Source organism: Variovorax sp. MHTC-1 (genome assembly GCF_003984645.1).
Lineage (GTDB): Bacteria > Pseudomonadota > Gammaproteobacteria > Burkholderiales > Burkholderiaceae_C > Variovorax.
Genome location: NZ_RWKI01000004.1, coordinates 375,387 through 395,077 on the forward strand (window position 1 = coordinate 375,387; position 19,691 = coordinate 395,077).

At 67.4% G+C, this 19,691-nt stretch carries 19 protein-coding genes and 2 riboswitches; of the genes, 3 read left to right on the plus strand and 16 right to left on the minus strand.

What is annotated here, in order from left to right; translation table 11 throughout:
• Nucleotides 1-10: 10 nt before the first annotated feature.
• The 16 genes from EJI01_RS09805 to EJI01_RS09890 all read right to left on the minus strand — a co-directional run bounded on the left by EJI01_RS09805 (nucleotide 11) and on the right by EJI01_RS09890 (nucleotide 17,470).
• Nucleotides 11-1,297 carry an RNA polymerase sigma factor gene (locus tag EJI01_RS09805; protein WP_260602386.1) on the minus strand — a complete coding sequence of 429 codons (1,287 nt, stop codon included), beginning with the start codon at nucleotides 1,295-1,297 and terminating at the stop codon, nucleotides 11-13.
• A gap of 10 nt (nucleotides 1,298-1,307) precedes the next feature.
• On the minus strand, nucleotides 1,308-1,715 hold the full coding sequence (locus EJI01_RS09810) for a YciI family protein (protein ID WP_126836916.1): 408 nt from the start codon (nucleotides 1,713-1,715) through the stop codon (nucleotides 1,308-1,310).
• A gap of 114 nt (nucleotides 1,716-1,829) precedes the next feature.
• Complete coding sequence (locus EJI01_RS09815; protein WP_126836917.1) at nucleotides 1,830-2,525, minus strand: YciI family protein; 696 nt, start codon at nucleotides 2,523-2,525, stop codon at nucleotides 1,830-1,832.
• 50 nt (nucleotides 2,526-2,575) lie between these two features.
• Nucleotides 2,576-3,016 carry a YciI family protein gene (locus tag EJI01_RS09820; RefSeq protein WP_126836918.1) on the minus strand — a complete coding sequence of 147 codons (441 nt, stop codon included), beginning with the start codon at nucleotides 3,014-3,016 and terminating at the stop codon, nucleotides 2,576-2,578.
• Nucleotides 3,017-3,027: 11 nt separating this feature from the next.
• The gene (locus EJI01_RS09825; protein WP_126836919.1) at nucleotides 3,028-3,456 is read right to left on the minus strand and encodes a YciI family protein; all 429 of its coding nucleotides are present in this window, start codon (nucleotides 3,454-3,456) and stop codon (nucleotides 3,028-3,030) included.
• Between the two features lie 132 nt (nucleotides 3,457-3,588).
• The gene (locus tag EJI01_RS09830; protein ID WP_126836920.1) at nucleotides 3,589-4,470 is read right to left on the minus strand and encodes an NAD(P)H-hydrate dehydratase; all 882 of its coding nucleotides are present in this window, start codon (nucleotides 4,468-4,470) and stop codon (nucleotides 3,589-3,591) included.
• 16 nt (nucleotides 4,471-4,486) lie between these two features.
• Nucleotides 4,487-5,254: a histidine phosphatase family protein gene (locus tag EJI01_RS09835; RefSeq protein WP_126836921.1), complete on the minus strand. Its 768-nt coding sequence runs from the start codon at nucleotides 5,252-5,254 to the stop codon at nucleotides 4,487-4,489.
• Between the two features lie 78 nt (nucleotides 5,255-5,332).
• Complete coding sequence (gcvP, locus tag EJI01_RS09840; protein ID WP_126836922.1) at nucleotides 5,333-8,227, minus strand: aminomethyl-transferring glycine dehydrogenase; 2,895 nt, start codon at nucleotides 8,225-8,227, stop codon at nucleotides 5,333-5,335.
• Nucleotides 8,228-8,240: 13 nt separating this feature from the next.
• Nucleotides 8,241-8,615 (minus strand): glycine cleavage system protein GcvH, encoded by a 375-nt coding sequence (gene gcvH / locus EJI01_RS09845; RefSeq protein ID WP_126836923.1) that lies wholly within the window; start codon nucleotides 8,613-8,615, stop codon nucleotides 8,241-8,243.
• 244 nt (nucleotides 8,616-8,859) lie between these two features.
• Nucleotides 8,860-9,969 (minus strand): glycine cleavage system aminomethyltransferase GcvT, encoded by a 1,110-nt coding sequence (gene gcvT, locus EJI01_RS09850; RefSeq protein WP_260602393.1) that lies wholly within the window; start codon nucleotides 9,967-9,969, stop codon nucleotides 8,860-8,862.
• A gap of 98 nt (nucleotides 9,970-10,067) precedes the next feature.
• A riboswitch (glycine riboswitch) is annotated at nucleotides 10,068-10,183 on the minus strand.
• An 18-nt stretch (nucleotides 10,184-10,201) separates the two neighbouring features.
• A riboswitch (glycine riboswitch) is annotated at nucleotides 10,202-10,290 on the minus strand.
• A gap of 36 nt (nucleotides 10,291-10,326) precedes the next feature.
• Nucleotides 10,327-11,235: a hypothetical protein gene (locus EJI01_RS09855; RefSeq protein ID WP_126836925.1), complete on the minus strand. Its 909-nt coding sequence runs from the start codon at nucleotides 11,233-11,235 to the stop codon at nucleotides 10,327-10,329.
• Between the two features lie 132 nt (nucleotides 11,236-11,367).
• Nucleotides 11,368-11,898: a hypothetical protein gene (locus tag EJI01_RS09860; RefSeq protein WP_126836926.1), complete on the minus strand. Its 531-nt coding sequence runs from the start codon at nucleotides 11,896-11,898 to the stop codon at nucleotides 11,368-11,370.
• 84 nt (nucleotides 11,899-11,982) lie between these two features.
• The gene (locus EJI01_RS09865; RefSeq protein ID WP_126836927.1) at nucleotides 11,983-13,260 is read right to left on the minus strand and encodes a TRAP transporter large permease; all 1,278 of its coding nucleotides are present in this window, start codon (nucleotides 13,258-13,260) and stop codon (nucleotides 11,983-11,985) included.
• A gap of 163 nt (nucleotides 13,261-13,423) precedes the next feature.
• Complete coding sequence (locus EJI01_RS09870) at nucleotides 13,424-13,918, minus strand: TRAP transporter small permease (RefSeq protein ID WP_126836928.1); 495 nt, start codon at nucleotides 13,916-13,918, stop codon at nucleotides 13,424-13,426.
• Nucleotides 13,919-14,004: 86 nt separating this feature from the next.
• On the minus strand, nucleotides 14,005-14,976 hold the full coding sequence (locus tag EJI01_RS09875; RefSeq protein ID WP_126836929.1) for a TRAP transporter substrate-binding protein: 972 nt from the start codon (nucleotides 14,974-14,976) through the stop codon (nucleotides 14,005-14,007).
• Nucleotides 14,977-15,775: 799 nt separating this feature from the next.
• Nucleotides 15,776-17,470 (minus strand): electron transfer flavoprotein-ubiquinone oxidoreductase, encoded by a 1,695-nt coding sequence (locus EJI01_RS09890; protein WP_126836931.1) that lies wholly within the window; start codon nucleotides 17,468-17,470, stop codon nucleotides 15,776-15,778.
• A gap of 126 nt (nucleotides 17,471-17,596) precedes the next feature.
• On the opposite strand from EJI01_RS09890, the gene EJI01_RS09895 reads away from it, so the two are divergent.
• The 3 genes from EJI01_RS09895 to EJI01_RS09905 all read left to right on the plus strand — a co-directional run.
• Nucleotides 17,597-18,379: an SDR family oxidoreductase gene (locus tag EJI01_RS09895; RefSeq protein WP_126836932.1), complete on the plus strand. Its 783-nt coding sequence runs from the start codon at nucleotides 17,597-17,599 to the stop codon at nucleotides 18,377-18,379.
• A gap of 20 nt (nucleotides 18,380-18,399) precedes the next feature.
• Nucleotides 18,400-19,278, plus strand: a complete 879-nt coding sequence (locus EJI01_RS09900; RefSeq protein ID WP_260602395.1) for a DMT family transporter — start codon at nucleotides 18,400-18,402, stop codon at nucleotides 19,276-19,278.
• Nucleotides 19,275-19,691, plus strand: a 417-nt coding sequence (locus EJI01_RS09905) for an acyl-CoA thioesterase (RefSeq protein ID WP_148112362.1), incomplete at its 3' end; no start/stop codon positions are given. The genes EJI01_RS09900 and EJI01_RS09905, both read left to right, overlap by 4 nt.

Below are 19,691 nucleotides of genomic sequence, written 5' to 3' on the forward strand. Positions count from 1 at the left end.
ATAACAGGTCCTAGGAAGGGCTGCCCGAGCAGGCCAGCGCTCGCATCAAGAGCAGCTTGCGCTCGCGCGCATTGCGCGTGAGCGATGCCGCATGCTTGAACTCGGCGCATGCCTCGGCCTTGCGGCCCAGCTTGGCGAGCAAGTCGCCGCGCACGCTCGGCAGCAGGTGGTAGCCCAGGAGCCGCGGCTCGTCGCGCAGCGCATCGACCAGTTCCAGGCCCACGGCCGGTCCGAAGGCCATCGACAGCGCGACCGCGCGATTGAGCTCCACGATCGGCGAGGGCGCGAGCTGCGACAGCGCTTCGTAGAGCGCGGCGATGCGCGTCCAGTCGGTGTCCTGCGCGGTACGTGCGCGCGCGTGGCAGGCGGCGATCGCGGCCTGCAGCGCATAGGGACCGAGCGCGCCGCCCAGAGCCTCGGCCCGCGCCAGCGCCGCGAAGCCGCGGCGGATCAGCAGCTGGTCCCAGCGCCCGCGGTTCTGGTCGAGCAGCAGCACGGGTTCGCCCTCGGCGTCGACGCGCGCGGCCGAGCGCGAGGCCTGGATTTCCATCAGCGCGACCAGGCCGTGCACCTCCGGTTCGTCCGGAACGAGCTCGGCCAGGATGCGGCCCAGGCGCAGCGCTTCCTCGCACAGCGCGGGGCGCATCCAGTCGTCGCCGGCGGTGGCCGAGTAGCCTTCGTTGAACACCAGGTAGATCACTTCCAGCACCGAGGCGAGGCGCGCTGCGAGTTCGTCCGCACGCGGTGCCTCGAAGGGCACGCGCGCGGCGGCCAGCGTGCGCTTGGCGCGCACGATGCGCTGCGCGATGGTCGGCTCCGGCACGAGGAAGGAGCGCGCGATCTCGTCGGTGGTGAGGCCGCCGATCATGCGCAGGGTCAGCGCCACGCGCGCCTCGGGCGAGAGCACCGGATGGCAGGCGGTGAACACCAGGCGCAGCAGGTCGTCGCCCACGTCGTCGTCGAGCGCGGCATCGACCGCGTCGGCGAAGTCGGCCGCCGCCATTTCGTGCTGCGCGTCGATCTCGCGGCTGATCTCGCCCTCCTTGCTCGCATGCAGCTTGCGCCGGCGCAGCAGGTCGAGCGCGCGGTGCTTGGAAGACTGCATGAGCCACGCGGCGGGGTTGTCCGGCACGCCCTCGCGCGGCCATTGCTCCAGCGCGGCGACCAGCGCGTCCTGTGCCAGCTCCTCGGCCACGCCGACATCGCGCACCATGCGTGCGAGCGCGCCGATGATCTTTGCAGACTCGATGCGCCAGACGGCGTTGATGGTGCGGTGAATGTCGGCGTCGGTCGTCACGGGAGTCGTCTCAACGCTTCTGCATCTCGGTGAAGCCCTTGGCGGCCTTCTGCACATCGGGCGGGAAGTCCTCCATCTCCTGCACCTGGCGGATCTCGATGGTCTCGTTCTCCGACGCCGGACAGCGCGAGGCCCAGGCGATCGCCTCTTCCTGCGACTTCACATCGATCATCCAGTAGCCGCCCAGCACTTCCTTGGCCTCGGCGAAGGGGCCGTCCGTCACCTTGGGCTTGCCGGCGGGGAAGCTGACGCGGGCGCCCTCGGAGGGCGGGCGCAGGCCGTCGAGCGTGATCAGCACGCCGGCGTCCTTCAGCGCCTTGTTGTATTTCATCATCGCCTCGACGGCCTTGGCATCGGGCATGGTGCCGGGCGGCGCGCTCTCGTAGCCCTTGGGGATCATCAGCATCATGAATCGCATGTCAGTCTCCTTGCGGTTGGGGTAGAAGAGCCGGGTTGCGTGGCTCTCTCTTGAACGTCGAAGCACGGACGCCGGAATCGACAAGACCTTCAGGAATTCTTCTTCAGCGCCGCGTCATGGCTGTGCCACCGGGCGAATCTCGACCTCGGGCCGTGCCTGCGCATAGGGATAGCGATGGACCCAGGCGATCGCCTCGTCCAGCGAATCGGCCTGGATCAGCCAGAAGCCCGCGACCAGTTCCTTCGCTTCCGCGAAAGGCCCGTCCATCACGTTCGACCTTCCGCCTGCGAACTTGACGCGTGTGCTGCTGGCGGTCGAGCGCAGTCCGTCGCCAGCCAGCAGCAGGCCGGCCTTCACGCCTTCGTCGTTGCGCCGCGCCATGGCCGCCAGCCGCACCGGGTCGCTGGGCGCCTCGGCTTCGGTGTCCGCATCGGCCTTCAGCAGGATCAGGAAGCGCGGCTTGGTCGCGGCGACCGAGGGATCGACCCCAGGCAGCCCGCCTGCGCAGCCGGTCTCGCGGATCTCGAACTCGGCTTCGGCATCGCCGACTGGCGCGTCGCGCAGCCAGTCGACCGCAGCCTGGCGCGAGTCGGCCTCCACGATGGCGAGGCCGGCGACCACTTGGGTCGATTCGGTGAACGGCCCCGGGGCCTGCCGCGGCCCTTCATCCGCGAAGCTGATGCGCACGCCGGCGGCGCTGGGCTGCAGCTCGGTGCTTTGGTGCAGCACGATGCCGGACGCAGGGGAAAGAGGAGGAAAAAGGCCGGCCTCGCTGTGCGGGCCGGCTTTGCGCAGGATCACATATCTCATCCGATGCAGTCCTTGTCGAGGAGCCGCAAGGATATAGCGTCGAGACCGCGTCAGCTTCCGCCCGAAGCGCGCTTCCCGGCCGCTTCGCGCAGCCACTCTTCGTGCTTGCGCATCTCGGGCGTGAACTCGGCGCCGAAGTCCTCGGCCTCATAGACCTGCCGGATCTCGATCTCGACGTTGCCGCCGCCGTCGATCGGCGGCCAGCGCTTGACCCACTCGATCGCCTCCTCGCGCGACTTCACCTGCATCAGGCTGAAGCCGGCGACCAGCTCCTTGGCCTCGGCAAAGGGGCCGTCGATCACCGCCGGCTTGCCGTTGCTGAACTTGACGCGCGCACCCTTGGCGCTGGGCTGCAGGCCCATGCCGTCGAGCATCACGCCGGCCTTGATCATCTCCTCGTTGTACTTGAGCATGTCGGTGACCAGCTGCTCGGTCGGCATCATGCCGGCTTCGGTATCCGGATCGGCTTTGCGAATGACCACGAATTTCATCGCGGGTCTCCTCAGGAGGACTTGCGGTTCTTTTCCGCTTCGGCCATCACGCGCTTTTCCTGCTCGCGCAGCTCCGGCGTGAACTCGGCGCCGAAGTCCTCCATCTCGAAGACCTGGCGCAGCTCGAGCTCTTCGTTGTCGGTGAAGGGTGCGCGCTTGAGCCATTCGATCGCTTCGTCCTTCGAGCGCACTTGCCACAGCCAGAAGCCGGCAATCAGCTCCTTGGTTTCGCTGAAGGGCCCGTCGATCACCGTGCGCTGCTTGCCTTCGAACCGCACCCGCGCGCCTTTCGAGCTCGGCTGGAGGCCCTCGCCGGCGAGCATCACGCCGGCCTTCACGAGCTCTTCGTTGTACTTGCCCATTTCGGTGAGCATCTGCTGGGTCGGCATCACGCCGGCTTCCGAATCCTTGTTCGCTTTCACAATGACCATGAATCGCATGTCGTTCTCCTGAAAAAAAGGTTGAGTCGGGGTCGAGCTTTTTCGTCGGCTCTGTCAGGACGTCGAAGCAGCGCAGCCCGGATCGACATCTTCCGGCAGCCTGGTTGTAAATATTTGTTTCTCACTGTCCGCTCAGCGTTGGCCGATCGACTCGATCAGTGCCGGCACCTCCGCCGCCAGTTCGCGCGCGAGATAGCCCAAGGGGCCGAAGCGGCCGGCCAGTGCGTCGCCGGCGCGCGCATGCATCAGCACGCCCCAGCCGGCGGCCCGCACCAGCGGCAGGCCGCGAGCCGCGAAGCCGCCGATCAGGCCGGCCAGCATGTCGCCGGAGCCGGAGGTCGCAAGGCCCGGCGAACCGCCGTCGAAGCGCCAGGCGCGGCCGTCGGGCTGCACGATGAAGGTGGTGGCGCCTTTCTGCACGATGCAGGCGTTCCAGCGCCGGGCGGCTTCGCGCGCCACGAGGAGCGGGTCCTCGACAACCGCGTCCTTTGCCAAGCCGCTCAGGTGGGCCATCTCGCCGGCGTGCGGCGTCAGCAGCACCGGCTGGTCGAAGGCGCCGTCGCGCACCACCGCCATCGCGACCGCGTCGATCACGATCGCGCTGTCGCGAAACAGCGCAAGCAGCCGGCGCACGAAGGCCGCGCTGCGCTTCTCGTCGCGCATGCCCGGACCGAGCACCACGGCGGACGTGCTTTCGGCCAGCGGTGCCAGCGCCTCGCAGCCGCGCGCATCGAAGCCGCCGCCGCGCGTTTCCGGCAAAGCGATCACGCGCGATTCGGGAATCGCCAGCGCCAGGCCCTGCGCAATGCAGCGCGGCGCGGCGATGGTGAGCTTGCCGGCGCCGGTGCGCAGTGCGGCGGTGCCGGCGAGCAGGGCGGCGCCGGGCGTCTCGCCGCTGCCCGCGACCACCAGCACGCGCCCGCGGCTTTCCTTGTCGGCATCGTTGCCCGGGTGGGGCAGCGGCCAGCGCGCCAGGGTGGCCTCGGTCAGGGCTGTGGCACGAGAGGGGGCCATGGCGCGGACAGGGCGCTCAGGGCTTGGGCGCGGCAGGCTGGTCGGGCGCGCTGGTCACCGGCGTCGCAGCCTCGCGCAGCGGTGCGAGGAAGTTCACGAGGTCGAGCCGCATGACGGCGTCTTCGTCCTGCCGCCGCTCGGCGCGGTAGGAGGTGACGGCGCAGTTGGGCACGTCGCCCTGGCGGTCGATCTCGAGGATCTTCTGCTCGTCCATCTGTTCGAGCAGGTAGCGCATGCAGTTGACGGTGACCTGGTGCGCCACCACCAGCACGCGCCGGTCCGCGTATTCGCGCGTCACCATCTCGAGCAGGCTGCGCAGCCTGAGGATCACGTCGCACCAGCTTTCGCCGCCGGGCGGGCGGAAGTAGAACTTGCCCACGTGCACGCGCTGTTCGTTGAGCTCGGGATGCTTCTGCCGGATGCCGAGCTTGGTCAGGCGGTCGAGGATGCCGAATTCCTTCTCGCGCAGGCGCTCGTCCACACGCAGCTTGGCCACGGTGTCGGACAGCCTGCTGCCCTCGGCGACGAGGCGTGCGGTCTCGCGGGCACGCAGGTAGGTCGAACACAAGATCACCTCGGGCTGCTCGCCGGCCGGCAGCTTCGCGAACCAGTCGCCCAGTGCGACGGACTGCGCCACGCCGAGCTCCGACAGCGGCACGTCGATGTCGCGCCAGGCCAGGTCGATCAGCGCCAGCCCGCCGGCTTCCGCGGCGTCGCGCGCCAGATTGCCAGCGCTCTGACCGTGGCGCACGATCCAGAGGGTTTGCGGCCAGTTGGATTGCATGGGAGCGCCGATGATAGGAAGCGCTCCAGGCCCGGGCCGTAGGCCGAAGCCTATTCGCCGGGCGCGCCGCGGGCCTCTTCAGGCGTACTCGCCCACCGGCACGCAGCTGCAGAACAGGTTGCGGTCGCCGTAGACGTTGTCGACGCGGCCGATCGGCGGCCAGTACTTGGCCTCCTTGAGCGTGGCGAGCGGAAAGGCGCCGAGCTCGCGCGAGTAGGGATGCGTCCATTCGCTCACGAGCAGGCTGGCCGCGGTGTGCGGCGCATGCTTGAGCGGGTTGTCGTCCTTCGGCCAGACGCCTTCCTCGATGCGGCGGATCTCGCCGCGGATCGCGATCATCGCGTCGATGAAGCGGTCGAGCTCGGCCAGCGGCTCGCTCTCGGTCGGCTCCACCATCAGCGTGCCGGGCACCGGGAAGCTCAGCGTCGGCGCGTGGAAGCCGTAGTCGATCAGCCGCTTGGCCACGTCTTCCGCCGTCACGCCGCTCGAGTCCTTGAGCGGGCGCAGATCGAGAATGCATTCGTGCGCCACGTGGCCGTTGGGGCTCGCATAGAGCGTGGGGTAGTGCTCCTTGAGCCGGGAGCTGATGTAGTTGGCGCTCAGGATCGCGATCTCGGTGGCGGCCTTCAGGCCCACGGCTCCCATCATGCGGCAGTACATCCAGCTGATCGGCAGCACCGCGGCATTGCCCAGCGGCGCCGCCGACACGGCGCCGACGCCGTTGGAAGCGACACCCGCGGTCGCATGCCCCGGCAGGTAGGGCACCAGGTCCTCCACCACGCACACCGGCCCGACGCCCGGGCCGCCGCCGCCGTGCGGGATGCAGAAGGTCTTGTGCAGGTTCAGGTGGCTCACGTCGCCGCCGAACTCGCCCGGCGCGGCCACGCCGACCAGCGCGTTCATGTTGGCGCCGTCCACGTAGACACGGCCGCCGTGCGCATGCACGATCTCGCAAAGTTCCTTGACGCGCGTTTCGAACACGCCGTGCGTGCTGGGGTAAGTGATCATCACCGCGGCCAGCTTGTCGCCGTGCTTCTCGCAGGCGCGCTTCAGGTCGTCCATGTCGACGTTGCCCTGCGCGTCGCAGGCCGTCACCACCACCTGCATGCCGACCATCTGCGCGCTCGCCGGATTGGTGCCGTGCGCGGAGGAGGGGATCAGGCAGATGTTGCGGTGCCCTTCGCCCTGGGCTTCATGGAAGGCCTTGATCGCGAGCAGGCCCGCGTACTCGCCTTGCGAGCCGGCATTGGGCTGCAGGCTGATGCCGGCATAGCCGGTCGCCTCGCAGAGCCAGGCGCACAGCTGGGCGTCGAGCTGCGCGTAGCCCTGCAGCTGATCGGCCGGCGCGAAGGGATGGATGTTCGCGAACTCGGGCCAGGTGATCGGGATCATCTCGCTGGTCGCGTTGAGCTTCATGGTGCAGCTGCCGAGCGGGATCATGCTGCGGTCGAGCGCGAGGTCCTTGTCGGAGAGGCTGCGGATGTAGCGCAGCATCGCGGTCTCGCTCTTGTGCGTGTTGAACACCGGATGCGTGAGGAAGGCGCTGGTGCGGCGCAGGTCTTCGGGAATGCGCGGCGTGATGCTGCCGGCGAGCTCGTCGAAGCGCGGCATCGGCGTGCCGGCCGGCACGAACAGCGCCCACAGCGTCTCGATGTCGGCGCGCGTCGTGGTCTCGTCGAGCGAAATGCCCAGGTGGTGCTGCAGGCGCTGGCGCAGGTTGATGCTCGCCGCCTGCGCGCGCTCCTGGATCTTCGGCGTGTCGTCGCCGGTCTTGACGGTGAGCGAGTCGAAGGCGGTTTCGTTGACCAGCTCGCGGCCCATCTGTTCGAGGCCTTGCGCCAGCACCGCGGTGAGCGCGGCCACGCGCTGCGCGATGCGGGTGAGCCCTTCCGGCCCGTGATAGACCGCATACATGCTCGCGACCACGGCGGGCAGCACCTGCGCGGTGCAGATATTCGACGTGGCCTTCTCGCGCCGGATGTGCTGTTCGCGCGTCTGCAGCGCGAGCCGGTAGGCCGGCTGGCCGTGCGTGTCCACGCTCACGCCGACCAGGCGGCCGGGCAGCGAGCGCTTGAACTCGTCGCGGCAGGCCAGGTAGGCCGCGTGCGGGCCGCCGTTGCACATCGGCATGCCGAAGCGCTGCGTGGTGCCGCAGACGATGTCGGCATCCCATTCGCCGGGCGGCGCCAGCAGCGTGAGCGCCAGCAGGTCGGCCGCGACACAGAAGGCGGCGTCGCACGCGTGGGCATGGCCGGCGAGCGGGCGCAGGTCGTGCACATGGCCGGTGGTCGAGGGGTATTGCGCGAGCACGCCGAAGAAATCGCCGCTGGTCATCAGGTGCGGCAGGGTCTCGGACACGGTGCTGACCTTGACCTCGATGCCCAGCGGCGCAGCGCGCGTCCTGATGACCTCGATGGTCTGCGGGTGGCAGTCGCCCGAAACCAGGAACACGTTGCTCTTGCTCTTGACGCTGCGCTTGGCGAGCGTCATCGCCTCGGCGGCCGCGGTGGCCTCGTCGAGCATCGACGCGTTGGCGATGGCCATGCCGGTGAGGTCGCACACCATGGTCTGGAAGTTGACCAACGCCTCCATGCGGCCCTGCGAAATCTCGGCCTGGTAGGGCGTGTAGGCGGTGTACCAGGCCGGGTTCTCGAGCACATTGCGCAGGATCACGCCGGGCGTGTGGGTGCCGTAGTAGCCCTGGCCGATGTAGCTCTTCGCCACCTTGTTCTTCGCCGCGATGGCCTTGAGCTCGGCCAGCGCGTCGGCCTCGGTCACCGATGCGGGCAGGCGCATCGGCTTCGAGCGGCGGATGGCCGGCGGCACGATGCCGTCGATCAGCTCGGCGCGCGTGGTCGAGCCGACGGCGGCGAGCATGCGCGCTTCGTCGGCGGCCTCGATGCCGATGTGGCGGGCGATGAATTCCTCGGCGTTCTCGAGTTCGCCGAGGGAGGGCAGGGAAGACTTCGGCATTGGCGTGTTCGGTTCAGTTTTCGTCGGCGAATTTCTGGTACGTGGTGGCGTCGAGCAAGGCATCGAGCTGCGAGGCGTCGCTGATCTTCACCTTGAAGAACCAGCCCTCGGTTTCGGGCGCGCTGTTGGCCAGCGAAGGGTCGGCGCGCAGCGCCTCGTTGACTTCGGTGATCTCGCCCGTGATGGGCATGAACACGTCGGCCGCGGCCTTGACCGACTCGACCACGCCGGCGACGTCGCCCTGGCTGTAGCTCTTGCCGACTTCCGGCAGGTCGACGAAAACCACGTCGCCCAGCGCGTCCTGCGCGTGGACCGTGATGCCGACGGTCGCGATGGCGCCGTCGGCGGCCTGGACCCACTCGTGGTCCCTGGTGTATTTGATGGTCATGAAGAAGCTCCTACAAAAAGTGATGACGGTTCGTATCGATTCGGGGAACACCGCGGAACCGGCTTCGCCGGGCCGCTGGTGTTGCCCCCGGCGAGGGGGAAGGCGCGCGCGACACGAAGTGCGCGAAGCCTGGGGGAGAGCAACAAGCCTTCGCGGAACCGGCTTCGCCGGGCCGCTGGTGTTGCCCCCGGCGAGGGGGTGGCGTAGCGACACGAAGTGCGCGAAGCCTGGGGGAGTACTCATATCAGCCGCGGTAGTAGCGGGCGGGGACGAAAGGCATGGTGCTCACCTCCATCGGCACCGGCTTGCCGCGCACGATGGCCTGGATGCGGGTGCCGGGCTCTGCATAGGCGAGCGCGACGTAGGCCATTGCGACCGGCCGGTCGACCGTGGGGCCCAGCAGGCCGCTGGTCACCTGGCCGATGGGCACGCCCTCGAAGGATTCGAGCAAGCTGCCGTCGCGCACCGGCACGCGCTCCAGCGCCACCAGGCCGACACGCTTGCGCTTGAGCGTGTGATGGTCCAGGTGGCCTGCGGCGCCATTCGCCGCCGTGAGTTGCGCCAGCACCTTGGCCGCGCCCGGAAAGCCGCCTTCGCGCGCGCCGCCTGCGCGCCGCACCTTCTGGATCGCCCAGTTGAGCGAGGCCTCGACCGGCGTGGTGGTCTCGTCGATGTCGTTTCCGTAGAGGCACAGCCCCGCTTCGAGCCGCAGCGAATTGCGCGCGCCCAGGCCGATGGGTTTGACCTCGGGCTGGGCAAGCAGTAGCCGCGCGAGCGCCTCGGCATCCTTGGCGGGCACCGAGATCTCGAAGCCGTCTTCGCCGGTGTAGCCGCTGCGCGTGGCGAAGGCGGCGATGCCGCCGATCTGCACCGCTCCGCCGGTCATGAAGACGAAGCGCTCGATGCCGGGCGCGAGGCGCGCCAGTGCGGTCACGGCCTGCGGGCCCTGCAGCGCCAGCAGGGCGTGGCCGGGCATCGGCAGCACCTGGCAGCGCGCGCCGATCTTCGCCTGCACGTGCGCGATGTCGGCCGCTTTGCAGGCGCCGTTGACGATCACGAACAGCGAGTCGTGGCCTTCGTTGAAGAACATCAGGTCGTCGAGGATGCCGCCTTCGTCGTTCAGGAGCAGCCCGTAGCGCTGCTTGCCGGGGGCCAGGCCGATCACGTCGACCGGCATCAGGCTCTCGAAGGCGGCAGCGGCATCGGGGCCGACGAGGCGCAGCTGGCCCATGTGGGAAATGTCGAACAGGCCGGCGGCCTCGCGCGTGTGCTTGTGCTCGGCCATCAGGCCCGCGGGGTACTGCACCGGCATCGAATAGCCCGCGAAGGGCACCATGCGGGCGCCGAGCGCCATGTGCAAGTCGTAGAGCGGGGTCTTTTGCAGATCGTCGGGTGCGGAGGCCAAGGCACTCTCCAAAGGGGCAGTCAAGTTCCATGACGCTTATGCCATGGGCCACCCCTGCTGTCCGCTTTACCTGAGAGATTCGCCCCGCGATCGGGGTTTGCTCCTTCGGTGGACGGCGCTGCGAACCAAACGCGATGCGCCGCCTCTCTCCAGCAAGGAAACGCCCGGAAACGGGCGCTTCGTCAGTCCTTTTGCCTGAGCGTTCGGGCCCGCTTTTTCGAGGGGACCTGCGCCTTCGGCGGCCCCGCGCTCTCGAGGCTCTCTCCTGACCCGTCCGAGTGTAAGGGATGCGCCCGCTGCCGGCGCTCAGGAGCGCTGCAGGCGCAGCCGCTTGAGCAGGAACTTCTCCCACAGCTTGTCCGCGACGAGCTGCAGCGAGCTGCGAATGTGCGCCCGGGCGTTGCGCGCGTCGTAGGGCGATCGGATGTCGGCGCCCAGTTGCCGGGCACGCACGCTGAGCATGCTCTCCGAGAGCACGCAGCGCGCTTTCATGCGCAGGTCGTCGAAGTTCTCGGCAGAGAACGGACTGGCCTTGTGCCACTCGTGGTCCCACTTGAACCTGCGCTGCCTGGACGGGTCGCTCTCGTCCTTGATCAGCCAGGCTGACACGAAATCGACATAGGCCTCGTCGACGTTGTCGCGAAACAGACGGCGCTCGGGTTCGAAGCTGTCGTAGACCAGCGAGTCCAGCAGTTCGTTGCCAGGCGAGAGCGTGCCGAGCTGGCGGCGCAGGTTGGCGTTCATCGCGAAGCAGTAGGTCGAAACCCATTCGAGCAGCGGACCCAGCGGCGTCATGGTCGAACGCGGAAAGTCGTTGATCTCGCCGAACAGCCACGGCCCGGGGTGCACCCCCAGCCGCTTTATTTCGCTGCTGAATCCGGCGACCCGGCCTTCGCTCCAGGCATGGGTGCGGGCGATGGTGTCGTTCGAGAAGATCCAGGCGTCGGGCTCGCCGCTGCGCGCGAGGAGGGCTGCAATCCCTCTGTCCCAGCCTGTGAACTCGCGGTTGGAGTTGTCGCCAGCGATCAGGAAGCTGTCTTCGAATTCCGTATCGCGCAAGGCTTCGCCGCCCGCGGACCTGGCGTTGTCCACGATCGCAAGAACGAAGCGATTGCTCCCGTCGGCCAGCTGCCGTCGCAGCTTGGTCAGCACCTGGAGCGAATGATCGCGATGCTGACCTCCGTACTCCAGATGAACAAAACCGTAGTTCGTCATACCTGTTGACAGAAAAAAGAAGGGAGGGTCGGGGCGCCGGAGGGGCGCGAGGCGACGAGTATCCCTCCTCGTCTTGTCAGCCGAGACGCCGAGTTGCAGCCGGCGCGGCCAGGACGGCCGTCGCGCCCGCTTTCAGTGCATCAACTCGGGCGGCAGCAGCCGGTCGATGCGTTCGCGGATCGATTCGGCGCGTTCGGCGCCCGCGATCTTCTCGATTTCGCCGAGCATCTCGGCGGCGGCGGTCAGCATCGAGTCGCGGTCGCGCGCCTGGCGCAGGATCTCGCGGAACTGCCCGGCCAGGACCGGATCGCGCCGGACGAACATGCGCTCGCACAGGTCGAACAGGAACATCCGCGTGGTGGCCAGCGAACGCTTGCCGTCGAAGACATCGGCCGCGACCGGCGGCTCAAGAGGGCTCGCTTCGTGCGCAGGCGCCGCCTGCACCGCCGGCGCAGCGGGCTGCGAACGATGCAGATAGCCCTCCTGCACCAGGTGCAGCGCCACGCGGCCGGCTTCGTCGCGGCTGCCGAAGAGCTGGCCGAAGTCGGTCACCGAGCGCTGGCCGTCGGCCATCAGCAGCAGTGCGCGCTCGCGCTGGCCCAGCGTGCGGCGGCCGCCCGGCTGGAGTTCTTGGCGGGCCTTGTCGGTCTTGAGGAGGAACATGGGATGCAGTGGCGTTCAGAGTCGAGCGCCGCAGCATCGGCCAGCCGCATGACGTCCCCGTGAAAACAGGGCGGCGAGCGTGAACTACTTCGCGTAAACGAGATCGCGCAGCGCCAGCGAGATGCTGGGCACGTAGGTGATGACCATCAGGCAGGCCAGGATCACGAGCACGAAGGGCACCAGGTCCTTGACGATGCGGTCCAGCGAGATGCGCGCCACCGTGCAGGCCGCGAACAGGTTGACGCCGAAGGGCGGCGTGATCATGCCGAGCGCAAGGTTGACCACCATCACCAGCCCGAAATGCACCGGGTCGATGCCGAAGTGCATCGCCACCGGTGCGAGGATCGGTGCCAGCACGATGATCGCGGCGCTGGTTTCGATGAACATGCCGATCACGAACAGCGCTGCGTTGATGCCCAGGAGGAACATCGCCGGCGACTGCAGCACGCCTTCGAGCCAGTGGCCGATCGCCTCGGGCACGCCGGCGCGCGTGATCAGGAAGGCGAACAAGCCGGCATTGGCGATGATGAACATGATCACCGACGAGGAGATCACCGACTTGCGCAGCACCGCGTAGAGCTGCGCCGGCTTGATCTCGCGGTAGATCAGCATGCCGACCACGAGCGCGTACAGCACCGCCACGGCCGAGGCCTCGGTGGGCGTGAAGATGCCGCCATAGATGCCGCCCAGGATGATGACCGGCATCAACAGCGCCCAGCCGGCGCGCCAGGTCGCGATGCCGACGCCGAGGCGGCCATCGCCGTCGTTCTTGCCCAGGCCCTTGATCTTGCAATAGATGTAGACGAAGGCCATCAGCGCGAGGCTGATCAGGATGCCGGGACCCAAGCCGGCGATGAACAGCTCGCCGATCGACACCTCGGCGCTGACGCCGTAGAGGATCAGCGGGATCGAGGGCGGGATGATCACGCCCAGCTCGGCGCTGGTGGCCTGCAGCGCCGCCGCATAGCCCGTGGGGTAGCCGTGCTTGATCAGGGCCGGGATCAGGATCGCGCCGATGGCGAAGGTAGTGGCCACCGAGGAACCCGAGACCGCGGCGAAGATCATGCAAGTGAGCACGCAGGTCATCGGCAGGCCGCCCTGCACGCCGCCGACCAGGCTCTTGGCGAAGTCCACCAGCCGGCGCGAAATGCCGCCGGTTTCCATCAGGTTGCCGGCCAGGATGAAGAAGGGAATGGCCGCGAGCGGAAACTTGTTGATCGCGTTGAACATCTCCTTGACGGAGATCAGCATGTGGGCGTTCGAGGCCTGGATGCCCACCACGGAGGCCAGGCCGATCGAGACCGCCACGGAGATGGTGAGCGCGAAGCACACCACCATGGTGGTGACCATGACTGCGCTCATAGGACCCCCACGCTTGTCACTTCGTGTACTGCGCTGCCCCCCAAGGGGGCCTTCGTGCCTTCGGGCGGCCGAGCGGCGCTCATAGGACCCCCCACGCTTGTCACTTCGTGTACTGCGCTGCCCCCCAAGGGGGCCTTCGCGCCTTCGGGCGGCCGAGCGGCGCTCATTGCGCAGTCTCCAGCTCATGCCGCTGCGGGTCGAGGAGATTCGCAACGATGCCGATCACGCAGAACAGGCCGCCCACCGGCATCGCCACATAGGCCCAGAACATCGAGACCGATTCCAGACCGGCCATCGATTGCACGCTGCCGCGTTGCGCATAGTCCCAGCCCCACCAGATGATGACCGCAATCAGCGTCAGCGCCGCGAGGCACACAACCCAGTCGAGCACGCGCCGCACCTTCGGCGGGCTCCAGCGGTACAGCACGTCCACGCTGACCATCGCGCCCTGGCGGAAGGCGGTGGGGATGCCCATGAACACCATCCAGATCAGGCTGATGCGGATCAGGATCTCGGACCATTCGGCCGGCTGCTCGAGCACGAAGCGGGTGACGATCTGGAACACGCCGAGCGCGGAGGCGATCACCAGCATGAGGCAGGCGATCGCCAGGGCCAGCGACGTGGTCCAGCGATCGAGTTGAAGGATGGCTGTTTTCATGGATGCAGGGAAGGGGTCAACAAAAACGCCCGCCAGCCCAGGCTGTGCGGGCGTCTGCCGCCGCGACGGCATCGCGGCAGGTCGCGTTACTTGAAGTTGCGGATCTTGTCGAGGTTGGCCTTGCCGAACTGCTTCTCGAAGTCGGCGTTGACGGGAGCCAGCATGCTGACGAACCTGGTCTTGTCGACGTTCTCGATCACGGTCATGCCCTGGGCGCGCAGCTCCTTCACGCCGTTGGCGTCGTCCTGGTCGACGCGGTCGCGGTTGGCCTTCGCCGCCACCTTGGCGGCCTCGAGGAAGGCGGTCTTGTCGGCCGCGCTGAGCTTGTCGAAAGACGCCTTGTTCATCAGGAAGATGCAGGGCGAATAGACGTGGCCGGTCAGCGTGAGGTGCTTCTGCACCTGCGAGAACTTCGCCGACATGATCACCGGCAGCGGGTTCTCCTGGCCGTCGACCGTGCCCTGCTGCAGCGCCGTGAACACTTCGGGGAAGGCCATCGGCGTGGTGATGATGCCCAGGCCCTTGTAGGCCGCGATGTGCACCGGGTTCTCCATCGTGCGCATCTTCAGGCCCTTGAGGTCCTCGGGGCCCTTCACGTCGCGCTTGCTGTTGGTCATGTGCCGGAAGCCGTTCTCGGCCCAGGCCAGCGCCTTGAAGCCCTTGGCGTCGAACTTGGTCAAGAGCTCCTGGCCGATCGGTCCGTCGAGCACGGCGCGCGCGTGCGCCTTGTCGCGGAACAGGAAGGGGACGTCGAGGATCTTGGCCTCGGGCACGAAGTTGGGCACCGGGCCGGTGGAGGAGAAGGCGAGCTCCTGCGTGCCGAGCTGCACCGCCTCGATCGATTCGCGCTCGCCGCCGAGCGAGCCGTTGTAGAAGGTCTCGATCTTGTAGCGACCATTGGTGCGCGCCGCGACTTCCTTCGCGAAGGTGTCGATGGCGACGCCCTGGTGCGAGTTCTGCGTGGTCGAAATGCTGATCTTCATGGCTGTCTGCGCGAAGGCGGCGCAGGCCATACCGAGGCCGAGGACCAGGCCTGCGGCCAGTCGGTTCAACTTCATGAGGGGGTCTCCTGTTTGGTTAACCTATGACTATGCATCAATGTGCAGCTTCACAGCGTCGGGATTTTCACGGACGAAGGTGCTGTTGCTCCCTCTCCCTCTCCCTCTCCCTCTGGGAGAGGGTTGGGGTGAGGGCTCTTGGGCCTTTGATTTGAGCGCTGCGTTTGGTTTGAGGCTGGAGCCGGGAGTTCGCCCCGGCGGGCGACTCACTTTCTTTTGCGTCGCCAAAAGAAAGTAACCAAAGAAAAGGCGACCCCACTGTCTGCGACCCTCCACTTCGTTCCGGGCAACCTGCGGTGCTCGCTTTTCGCGGGGTCTCGCTCGAACTCGCCTTCGGCTCAGACAATCGCGAGCCCTGATCCGCGAAAAGCTGCGCTCCTCGGCGCAGCCAGAGGGGAGTGGCTCGGGCCGTCGCTTCGCTCGGCCGGTCGAACAGCCAATACCGACCACCCAAACCACAAGGACGCGCCATGGCGCGTCCTTGTTCAATCCCCTCTGGGCGTGCCGAGGAGCGCAGCTTCAGGCGGATAAAGGGCCGCGCGTGTTTGAGCCGAAGGCGAGTTTGCGCGGACCCCGCCTGAAGCGAGCACCGGAGGTTGCCCGGAACGAAGTGGAGGGACACGCACGGTGGGGTCGCCTTTTCTTTGGTTACTTTCTTTTGGCGAAGCAAAAGAAAGTGAGTCGCCCGCCGGGGCGAAATCCCGGCTCCGGCCTCAAACCAAGCGCAACGTACAAATCAACGGCCAAGAAAGAGAAAGAGAAGGAGGGAGAGGGAAATCCCAGACGTGCTGGAGACGCGCTACATCCCCACGTAGTTCGGCCCGCCGCCGCCCTCGGGCGTGACCCAGACGATGTTCTGCGTCGGGTCCTTGATGTCGCAGGTCTTGCAGTGCACGCAGTTCTGCGCGTTGATCTGCAGGCGCTGCTTGCCGCCTTCGCCCGGCACGAACTCGTAGACCCCCGCCGGGCAATAGCGAGCCTCGGGGCCGTCGTACTCGGCCAGATTGATCTCGGTGGGCACCGCCGCGTTCTTCAGCGTCAGGTGCGCGGGCTGGTTCTCTTCGTGGTTGGTGTTGCTGATGAATACCGAGGAGAGCCGGTCGAAGGTCAGCTTGCCGTCCGGCTTGGGATAGGCGATCTTCTTGCAGGCCGCGGCCTTCTTGAGGCGCTCGTGGTCGGCCTGGTGGCGGTGGATGGTCCAGGGGATATGGCCGCGCAGCACGTACTGCTCGATGCCGGTCATCAGCGTGCCCACCGTCAGGCCCCTCTTGAACCATTGCTTGAAATTGCGCGCCTTGTAGAGTTCCTTGTGCAGCCAGCTCTTCTCGAAGGCAACCGGGTAGGCCGTGAGCTCGTCGTGCTGGCGGCCGGCCATCAGCGCGTCGTAGGCGGCTTCGGCCGCGAGCATGCCGGTCTTGATCGCGGCATGGCTGCCCTTGATGCGGCTCGCGTTCAGGTAGCCGGCGTCGCAGCCGACCAGCACGCCGCCCGGGAACACCGTCTTGGGCAGCGAGAGCAGGCCGCCCGCGGTGATGGCGCGAGCACCGTAGCTCAGGCGCTTGGGCGCCTTCAGCCCCTTGTCCTGGCCTTCGAAGTACCAGCGGATGTTGGGGTGGGTCTTGAAACGCTGGAACTCCTCGAAAGGGCTCATGTGCGGGTTCTGGTAGTCGAGACCGACCACGTAGCCGATGATCAGCTGGTTGTTCTCTGCGTGGTAGACGAAGGAGCCGCCGTAGGTGTCCGGCGACAGCGGCCAGCCCGCGGTGTGCACGGCCAGGCCGGGCTCGTGGCGCGCGGGATCGATCTCCCACAGCTCCTTGATGCCGATGCCGTAGCTCTGCGGGTCCTTGCCGGCATCGAGCTTGTACTTGGCGATCAGCTGGCGGCCCAGGTGGCCGCGCGAGCCTTCGGCGAATACCGTGTACTTGGCGTGGAGCTCCATGCCGAGCTGGAAGTTCTCGGTCGGTTCGCCGTCCTTGCCTACGCCCAGGTTGCCGGTGGCGACGCCGCGCACCTTGCCGTCATCGGTGTAGAGCACTTCGGCCGCCGGAAAGCCCGCGAAGATCTCGACGCCCATGCCCTCGGCCTGCTGCGCGAGCCAGCGCACCACGTTGCCCAGGCTCACGATGTAGTTGCCTTCGTTGTGGAAGTTCTTCGGCAGCAGGAAGTTGGGCGTGCGCGTCGCGCCGGTCTCGGAGAGCATCAGGAAGGTGTCCTGCGTGACCGGCTGGTTGAGCGGCGCGCCGAGCTCCTCCCAGTCGGGCAGGAGTTCGTACAGCGCACGAGGATCCATTATCGCGCCCGACAGGATGTGGGCGCCCGGCTCTGAGCCCTTCTCGAGCACCACGACCGAGATCTCCTTGTGGTGCGAGGCGGCCAGCTGCTTCAGGTGGATCGCGGTCGCGAGCCCGGCAGGGCCTGCCCCGACCACGACCACGTCGTATTCCATGGCTTCGCGGGGTCCGAACTGGGCGAGTATTTCGTCGTGCGTCATGTGGGGTCTCGTCGTCGATAATGATTTTGAAGGTGCGAGGCACCGCGAAGGGGCCGGGTCATTTTATGCGGCGCCCAGAGCGGCTCTAGGCCCGTCGCATCGGCGACTCCAACAGGACTTTTCCCCATGGCTTACAGCATCGATCTTTCGGGCCGCGTGGCCTTCGTCACGGGTGCGTCGAGCGGCCTCGGCGCGCAGTTCGCCAAGACGCTGGCGCGCGCCGGCGCCGCGGTGGTGCTCGCGAGCCGCCACACCGACAAACTCAAGGAGCTGCGCGCGCGCATCGAGGGCGAGGGTGGCGATGCCCACGTGGTCGAGCTCGACGTGACCAGCATCGACAGCATCAAGGCCGCGGTGGCGCGCGCCGAGACCGAGGTCGGGCCGATCGACATCCTGGTCAACAACTCGGGCGTGAGCACCACGCAGCGCCTCGAAGAGGTGAAGGCCGAAGACTACGACTTCATCTTCGACGCCAACGTCAAGGGGGCATTCTTCGTGGCGCAGGAAACGGCCAAGCGCATGCTGGCGCGCGCCAGGGGGGCGGCGCCCGGCACCTATATCGGCGGGCGCATCATCAACATCGCTTCGGTGGCGGCCTTGAAGGTGCTGCCGAAGATCGGCGTCTACTGCATGAGCAAGGCTGCGGTGGTGCAGATGACCAAGGCGATGGCGCTCGAGTGGGGCCGCTTCGGCATCAACGTCAACGCCCTGTGCCCGGGCTACATCACGACCGACCTCAACGAGGAGCACTTCGCTTCCGACGACGGCCAGAAGCTGGTGGGCATGCTGCCGCGCAAGCGCCTGGGCAAGCCCGAAGACCTGGACGGGCTGATCGTGCTGCTCGCCAGCGGGCAGAGCCATTTCGTCAACGGCGCGGTGATCGCGGCGGACGACGGATTCGCGCTCTGAGTCCGCGCGCGTTGATCGGCATTGCGGCCGGTCTGGCCGCGGGTGCGCTCTGGGGGCTGGTGTTCGTCGCGCCGCGCATGGTGGGGCACTTCGGCATGGTGGACATCACGGCCGCGCGCTTCGTGGTCTTCGGCGCGGTCGCGGGGCTGGCGGTCTGGTGGCGGCCGCCCGAGCGGCGCTGGCCCGGCGCGCGCCAGGCGCTCACGGTGCTCGGCCTCAGCGGACTCGGCTTCACCGGCTACTACTTGCTGCTGGCTTTTTCGATCGTGGCCGCCGGCACCGAGGTCCCGAGCCTGATCATCGGCACCATCCCGGTCTGGATGATGCTGCTGGGCCGTCCGGCCGGTTTGCGCGTGCAGGCCTTGTTGCCGGGGCTGGCGCTCACCGCGGCCGGCATCGGGCTGATGGTCGCGGGCGCCTGGCCGCAGGGCGAGGCAAGCGGCACGCATTTCGGCTGGGGCCTGGTGCTGGCGCTGCTCGCGATGGCGAGCTGGACGGCATTCGGCCTGCTCAACGCCGCCTGGCTCAAGCGCCATCCCGAGGTGCATGCAGCGGACTGGACCAACTGGCTCGGCATCGCCACCGGCCTCGGCGCCTTCCTGCTGTGGCTCGTGGCCGGCTCCGATGTCGCGACGCTGCGCGCGCAACCCGAGGGCACGCTGTTCGTGCTGCTTGCGCTGGCCGGCGGCCTCGGGTCTTCGTGGCTGGCGACCGTGCTCTGGAACGTCGCGAGCCAGCGGCTCTCCGCGAGCTTGTGCGGCCAGCTGATCGTGAGCGAGACCTTGTTCGCTTTGCTTTATTCTTTTCTGTGGGACGGGCGCTGGCCGCATGCTGTCGAGCTGATGGCCGCGCTGCTGTTCGTCCTCGGCATCCTCGCATCCATCAAGGCACACCGATGAGAATCGAAATTCCCGAAATCAAGAAACTCGTCTACGAAATGACGATCCCGATCCGCTGGGGCGACATGGACGCGATGGGCCACTTGAACAACGCCAGCTACTTCCGTTACCTCGAGACGGCGCGCATCGACTGGTTCCACTCGCTGGGCGCCGAGCCCGCGCCGGATGGCCAGGGCGTGGTGATCGTCAACGCCTTCTGCAACTTCTACAAGCAGCTCGAATACCCGGGCGATGTGCGGGTCAGGATGTACGTGAGCGACCCGGGCCGCACCACCTTCGAGAGCTGGGCCACCATGGCCCGGACGGACGCGCCCGACGTGGTTTGCGCGGCCGGCGGCGCGACCACGATGTGGGTCGACTTTCCGAAGCAGAAGGCGCTGCCGCTGCCCGACTGGCTGCGCGCGATCGTCAGC